The sequence below is a fragment of the Ruoffia sp. FAM 26254 genome (genome assembly GCF_045528545.1).
In the GTDB taxonomy this organism is placed as follows: Bacteria; Bacillota; Bacilli; order Lactobacillales; family Aerococcaceae; genus Ruoffia; species Ruoffia halotolerans.
This window is the reverse complement of record NZ_JBGQQY010000021.1, coordinates 26,749-33,947: the sequence shown is the minus strand read 5'-3', so window position 1 is coordinate 33,947 and position 7,199 is coordinate 26,749. Positions and strand designations below refer to the sequence as shown.

The window sequence follows — 7,199 nt, the reverse complement described above, 5'->3', positions numbered from 1 at the left end:
TAACCCGAAGCCACCGCGGTTTCCAGCAAGCTGAAGCAGAGCTATGGGAAATGTTTGGAACACTAGCAGAGAGCTGATTCTTTTACAGAAGGAATTCTTTATTTACACAAACTTCTTGACGCTCCCAGTAAGGCTATCATTCCTTAGGCTGATAACAAATCAGTAAGATAATACTATATTAATTTATACAATAATAAAATGAAAGGAGGCAAACTATGGAAGAAAATAACAATCAACCAACGAAACCAACGAGAAAAAGTAATGCAACCTGGGATAAAGTAAAATCCATGTGGCAATATTACCGTGGTTGGAAGTGGTTAATCTTTATTGCCTTAACGTTTGCCTTACTGCTATCAAGTTATTCTGTTCTTATTGCTAAGACAACGAGTGTCGCTACCTTGCAAGAAGGACTTATGTCTCAAACAACTATTTATGCTTACGATGATACAAGTGCTGGAACTTTAATGGCTCAAAAAGGGACCTATGTTCCTTTAGATCAAATCTCGCCCCAGATGCGAGAGACGTTAGTGGCCGTTGAGGATAAACGCTTCTATGAACATAACGGTTTCGATACTATCGGGATCGGACGTGCGTTTGTTAGGTTATTAATCAATCGAGACACGAGTGGCGGTGGTGGGAGTACGATTACCCAACAACTTGTGAAGAATGCCTTCTTAACGCTCGATCAAACCTTCCAACGGAAGATTAAAGAACTCTTTCTATCTATAGAAGTTGAAAAGCATTATACAAAAGACCAGATTTTAGAAATGTATTTAAATAATTCCTACTATGGTAACGGAGTTTGGGGGATTGAAGATGCTTCTCAGAAATACTTTGGTCATCCAGCTTCGCAACTTAACTATAATGAAAGTATGGTCCTAACAGGAACTCTTAAGGGACCTTCAATATTTAACCCGATTGATGATTATGAAGCGGCGATTGAAAGACGGAATGTTGTAGCTCAATTGATGGCTTCAGATAATGTCATCACCCAAGAAGATGCTGATGCCATAATGGCTGAAGGAATATATCTTTATGATAATTACTATGTCGAGGATAGTTACACTTATCCGTATTACTTCGATGGTGTCATTAATGAAGTAGTGGCAGTGACTGATATTCCAGAAGATGATTTATTATCAAAAGGTTATAAAATTTATACGAATTTAAACCCTGCATATCAAAATGCCATAGACAGGTCATATGATAATACATGGATATTCCCAGATGATGGGACAGGAGAACCATTAGTTCAAAGTGCAAGTGTCGTTATTGATCCAAATACGGGTGGGATTATGGCAGTCTACGGCGGCCGAGGGGATTATGTCTATCGCGGCTTTAACCGCGCAACGGACATGTACCGCTTACCAGGATCAACACTTAAACCAATGGCTGTCTATGTACCCGCCCTTGAGAATGGTTACAATATGCATTCAATCGTTCCGGATGTCGTGGAAGGCCATGGTGCGAATGATTATGCGCCAAATAATTATAATAATTATACGGAACCGGGTGGCGAAACTGAATTATACTACGCCTTAGCGCAAAGTAAGAATACAACAGCTGTTCACTTAATGGATGATATTGGAATTAGTGAATCGGTCAGAAAATTAAGACAATTTGGTATTAATGTCCCGCAAGAAAATCAAGATTTATCCTTAGCACTTGGAGTTATTAATCCAGGGCTTTCACCACTACAAATAGCGAATGCTTATTCAGCCTTTGCTAATGAAGGTATTCGTTATGAAAGTAGTTTTATTCGTCGAATTGAAGATGCATCGGGACGAGTGGTCTACAACAATGAATCACCAACAAAACATATGGTAATGACTTCTAATGTCGCTGCAGATATGACAAGCATGATGTTAGATACTTATGGTGGATACGGGACCGGTTATGGATCCGGACCAGATTATGGTATGTTAGCTGGTAAAACCGGAAGCACCGAAGTAGCAGAAGGAAATATGGATACACGTGATCGATGGATGGTTGGTTACACACCAGACTTTGTCGTCGTGTCATGGTCAGGCTTAGACGAAGTAGACGTCGAAGGCCAACCGTCTTTAGATGAACTCATGCCAACTGGTATGGGTGCCTTATTCAATCTTCAGACAACGGCACTAATGAATCAATCACCGCAGACGCCTTTCGATGTCACTTATGCGTCACAAACTCAAGAGTCTACAAACATTGTGGAGAATGCGAATAATTGGCAAGAACAAGCAACGTACTTCTTGAATGATGCGGGTGAGTTTATTACTGAACACGGTGGGAATCTACTCAATGAGATAGGTAGAATTGGTTCTAATGTAGTTGAAGAAGTTTCGGGTTGGATAAATTAGTTTAATTTGTGTGGAAAACTAACTAATGTAACTTTCAAATTAATTCAGATTTATAACCGTTTCTGGTAGTAAAGAGAGTCTAATTTTGCTAATATTAAGATAGAAGTTAAAAAAGGAGAGAGAGTATGACAGAAAATAATAATATTTATGATACTGCGAATCAATTGGAGCGCGACTTAAGAGCATTACCAGCATATAATGATTTAAAAGAATCAGTTGCTGCCATTGAAGCGAACGATGAGAGTCGTGAGTTATTCAAAGAATTCCGCGCGATTTCGCAACAATTACAACAGAAACAAATGCAAGGTGAAGCACCTACAGAAGAAGAGATTGCAAACATTCAAGCAATGTCTGTTAAAGTTCAAGAAGATGAGAACATTAACCGTTTAATGGCTAGTGAGCAACAAGTAAGCCAAACGATTAATGACATCAACCAGATTATTACGAAGCCATTAAATGAAGTTTATCAAAACATGAGCCAGTAATTATTTGCTGAACTTTATTGCCAGCTGGAAGTTTTCGAGACGATCGATGCTTTTGGCTGGTTTTCTTTACGTAAATTTTCTCTCTTATATAAAACTATTCAATGAAAGGAGCAAACAAGATGAAATTATTGCACGTCAGCGATTTACACTTAGATAGTCCTTTTGCAGGGCTAGGTAATGATTCGCCTCAATTACAAAAAGAGTTAATCAATGCCCCGTTTAAAGCGTTTGAGCGCTGTGTAAGTATTGCGATTAATGAAGACGTTGATGTCATGCTAATTTCAGGTGATGTGTATAACAGCGAGCGGCAATCAATCGTCGCTCAGCATTTTTTTATGAAACAAATGGAACGCTTAGATAAAGTGGACATTCCCGTTGTACTTATACATGGTAATCATGATTATATTCGTCCAGATAAAGCACGTGTGATCTATCCCAACAATGTGCATGCTCTAGATTCCCGACAAGTATCAAGTTATGAATTCAATCTAGAGGATGGACGTTTAGTTCAAATTCATGGTTTCAGTTATACAACGAAATGGATTCACGAACGCGTGGTTAATGATTATCCAATGAATAACAACCCAGAAGCTTTCAATATTGGGCTGTTACATGGAGCTTTAGAAGGAATTGAATCAGATTCAGGAAATTATGCTCCTTTTAATATCGAGGAACTACTCTCAAAAAGCTATGATTATTGGGCTTTAGGACATATTCATAAATCTGAAGTGATGAACCAAGAACCATTGATTCAATATGCTGGGACAATCCAAGGACGTCATATTAATGAAACTGGCGATAAAGGGTGCTATATCGTTGAATTAGAGAAGGGTCAAAAAACGATAAATACGTTTTACTCTCTTGCTTCAATTGTTTGGGAAAATGCTAAATTAGAGTGCGAATCTGATTGGCAAGCGAATGATATTATTGAAGAATTACAACAAATCAGGGCTAATTTCCAAGATGAAGCGAACGCAAATCAACAAACTTACTTTATTCATGTGGAGTTAACTCAAGCCCAAAGACTTGAACCTCAACTCCTTGAACAAATTCAAGATGGCGAATTTTTCCAAGTCTTAGACCAAGATTATCAGGAAAGTCCATTTGTACTCATTCATCGAATGACACCCAAATTAAATGTATCTTTAGACGTCTTTCATTTTGATCCAGGTTTGGAGGAAAGTTTTAATAAAGTGGTGGAAGAATTAGAAGGGGGCGACCGCTTTAAGACAGTCGTATCTGATTTGCATCAACATCCACTAATTAAACGTCACTTTAACTTAGAACATGATGAATCCTTACAGGAAGATATGATTTATTCTGCTCGACAATTAATAGCACAAATGATCGGGCTAGATAAAGAGACGGAGGATGAGACTCATGAGAATTAAAACATTAGATATCTATGGATATGGACGTTGGATTAACCAAAAGTTTGATATTAACGATGACATTCAATTGTTCTATGGCCGTAATGAGTCAGGTAAATCAACTTTACAATCATTTATTCGTTCGATTCTCTTCGGTTTTCCAAGTCGACGTAAAAAAGTAAACCAGCCTAATCGTTATGAACCTAAGAATAGTGACGTATACGGTGGACGCATTCTGTTAACAGAAACAGTCTATGGTGATGTTTGGATCGAAAGAACGGATAAAGAATTGAAACTTTATACAGATTCAGGCGAAGAATTAGCTGTATCTAAACTGAATGAAATATTAGGTGGCTTAGACGAGTCATTATTTGATAACTTTTATGCCTTTAACTTAGCGAATTTACAAGAATTAGCGAATGTAGGCGCAGACCAGTTAAATGATTATTTTCTAAGTATCGGAACCCTTGGAAGCGATAAATTCTTAAGCATCTCTAAGGATCTTGAGAAACAAACGGATGAATTATTCAAACCTAGGGGTGTTAAACCTGAACTAAACCGTCTGCTTAATGATTATGATCATCTTTCTGAACAAGCGAATGAAGCTAAAAGAAACACGGGACGCTACAATGATTTAACTAGACGTCGGGACCAAATTGATGTTGTCATCAAAGAAACAAATCAACAACTCAATCAAGTTGAACAAGACATACGAGAAAAAGATAAACTCATCTCGCGTTATGACACTTACTTGAAACTCAAAGCGACAGAGAAAGCCTTACAGGGACTTGTATTTACGACTATTCCTGAGAACGCGCCAAAGAAATTGAAAGATGATGTGGACTCCATCCAAAACTTGGAGGAAGAGAATACAGCCTTAACAGAACGTATCTCTCACATTCAAAACGATTTAGGCCAGCTAACACGATTTAATTGGGCGAATAATCATGAACAAGACCGTAAGAAATGGTTATCTCATACAGAGCAAATTAAAGAAGTTCAAACCAAATTTGAGCAAATGAATCAGCGTATTCACGAAACAAACGAATCTATGACTCAATTAGCGGTAAAAGGACAATTCTATCCAGAAAAGATTGAGAACAGCCAAGCTTATGAAGAAAAAGTTGAAAAAGGCTTAATCATCCAAACAAAATTAATCGACAGCAATTCTGAAATTGAAACCATTCGAATTCAACGTAAGATGCTTTTAGAACAGAGAAAAAATTTGCAAAATAAAAGCGCAAACTTGCGTCAAGGTGTGGCGAAGATTGAGAATCAGCGTGTAAATGAAGAAGAAATTCTAATTCAAAATACGCGATTATCAGAGTACTTTATAGGTTTAACACTGTTAGTTGTTGGGCTCATTGTCGTATTCTTCAATTTAGTTAATGAAGCAAGTATGGCGAATATAATATTCTGGTTAGGTGTGTTTATGACCATTATCGGAATTGCGTCAATGTCTTATGTGTTTATAAAACACCGTAACTTAATGAATGAGTTTAATAATAGTCCAGTCCTCGATCGAGCGAACCAGTTGAAAGAAGAAGAGAAACAAGTGAGTGAGCAAAGTCGTGAACTCGGTACAGAAATCAATGAAAAAGAAGATACAATTAATGAATTAGAAGAAGCAAAAGCTGAAATTGTAAAAGATCAAAATCATTGGTTAACTGAGATTGGTTTTTATCCAACAGCTGATCCAGAGTGGATTCTAAAGACAAATCCAGTGAAAACCTACTTCTCTGAGATGGAAAAACGCGAGACTTATGAGGCTGAATTGGCCAAATTAGCATCGCAAATTGAAGATTGGAAAGATGCAATCTCGCCACTTCTAGAACGATTCCCAGCCAAGGATGTAACTACGCGCGTGTTAATTCGTCACGTGGAAGAAGTTGAAGCGTCATTAATTCAAGCTCAACAAAGAGGGAATAGCTTGAAGGAGCGTTTAGTTGAGGCTAGAGAACGCATTGAGAAAAACAAAGGCAAAATTGACGCACGACAAGTTGAGATTCAAGACATCTATAATAAAACGGATGTTACAAATCGCTTAGAATTTGAACAACGAGTGTCAATTAACCAAGAAATTGAAGACTTAACGAATAAAAAAGAACTTTATAAAGAACAAATTACTGGCTACGAAGATGATTTAGCTTCGATTGAAAGTAAACAAAGTCTTAACGAGTCATTCCATGAATCAGAACGTGAGCATTCAATTCTGAAAGGGAAGTTAGATCCGAATATTCGTGAGAGAGCGAATCTCGTCGTGGAGATTCAACAACTTGAGCAAGACGGTACTTTCCAAGAATTATCACAACAACTTGAGAATAAAAAGACAGAAATTCTTGAAGTGATTCATGAATGGGGAACTAAACGTTTGGCAATGGATATGATTAATCAAACACTTCGTAAAGGTTTGGATAATCCAGTCAATGAAATGAATGATATTGCTGATCATATCTTTAATATCTTAAGTTTCAGTCGCTATACACAAATTAAGATGAATAAGAAAGATATTAAAGTAAAACAATTTAGTGACGTCTTATTCTCACCACACGAATTATCACAAGGTACTTTGGAGCAATTATATGTTGCCTTAAGATTAGCCTTTGTCATTAGTGCTCAGAGAATGATTAAGATGCCAATCATCATTGACGATGCCTTTGTAAACTTTGATGAATTCCGTAAAACTAGCATGTATAAAGTGCTGCAAGATATTAGTGAAGACATACAAGTGCTATTCTTTACTTTTGACCAGCAAGCTAATGAAACATTCCATCCGAAATTTATTATTAATCTAGAGGAAATTAACTCAATTGATTTACCTAATGAGAACACTCAAGATTATAAAGAAGCTTTGGATGAATCGTTAGAAGCAGCAAAGGAAGAAAAATCTGAATAACAGGTTGAATAAGATCAGTCCATATCTGAGTCTTTAAATAATAATGACTTCACTATTATTTAAGGGCTCGGATATTTTTTTATCCGTATAATATGATAGAATAAAA

Annotated in this window: 4 protein-coding genes; all 4 read left to right on the top strand. The window is 36.9% G+C overall.

The window, feature by feature from the left end; translation table 11 throughout:
* The first annotated feature begins 215 nt into the window (after positions 1 to 215).
* Positions 216 to 2,342, top strand: a complete 2,127-nt coding sequence (locus tag ACEN3Z_RS06685; protein WP_407090240.1) for a transglycosylase domain-containing protein — start codon at positions 216 to 218, stop codon at positions 2,340 to 2,342.
* A gap of 125 nt (positions 2,343 to 2,467) precedes the next feature.
* Complete coding sequence (locus ACEN3Z_RS06680) at positions 2,468 to 2,827, top strand: YlbF family regulator (protein WP_197104694.1); 360 nt, start codon at positions 2,468 to 2,470, stop codon at positions 2,825 to 2,827.
* A gap of 119 nt (positions 2,828 to 2,946) precedes the next feature.
* Positions 2,947 to 4,218, top strand: coding sequence for an exonuclease SbcCD subunit D (locus ACEN3Z_RS06675; protein WP_407090239.1), 1,272 nt, complete (start codon positions 2,947 to 2,949; stop codon positions 4,216 to 4,218).
* Positions 4,208 to 7,093: an AAA family ATPase gene (locus tag ACEN3Z_RS06670; protein ID WP_407090238.1), complete on the top strand. Its 2,886-nt coding sequence runs from the start codon at positions 4,208 to 4,210 to the stop codon at positions 7,091 to 7,093. Before ACEN3Z_RS06675 ends, ACEN3Z_RS06670 begins: the two co-directional genes overlap by 11 nt.
* The last annotated feature ends 106 nt before the right edge of the window (positions 7,094 to 7,199 follow it).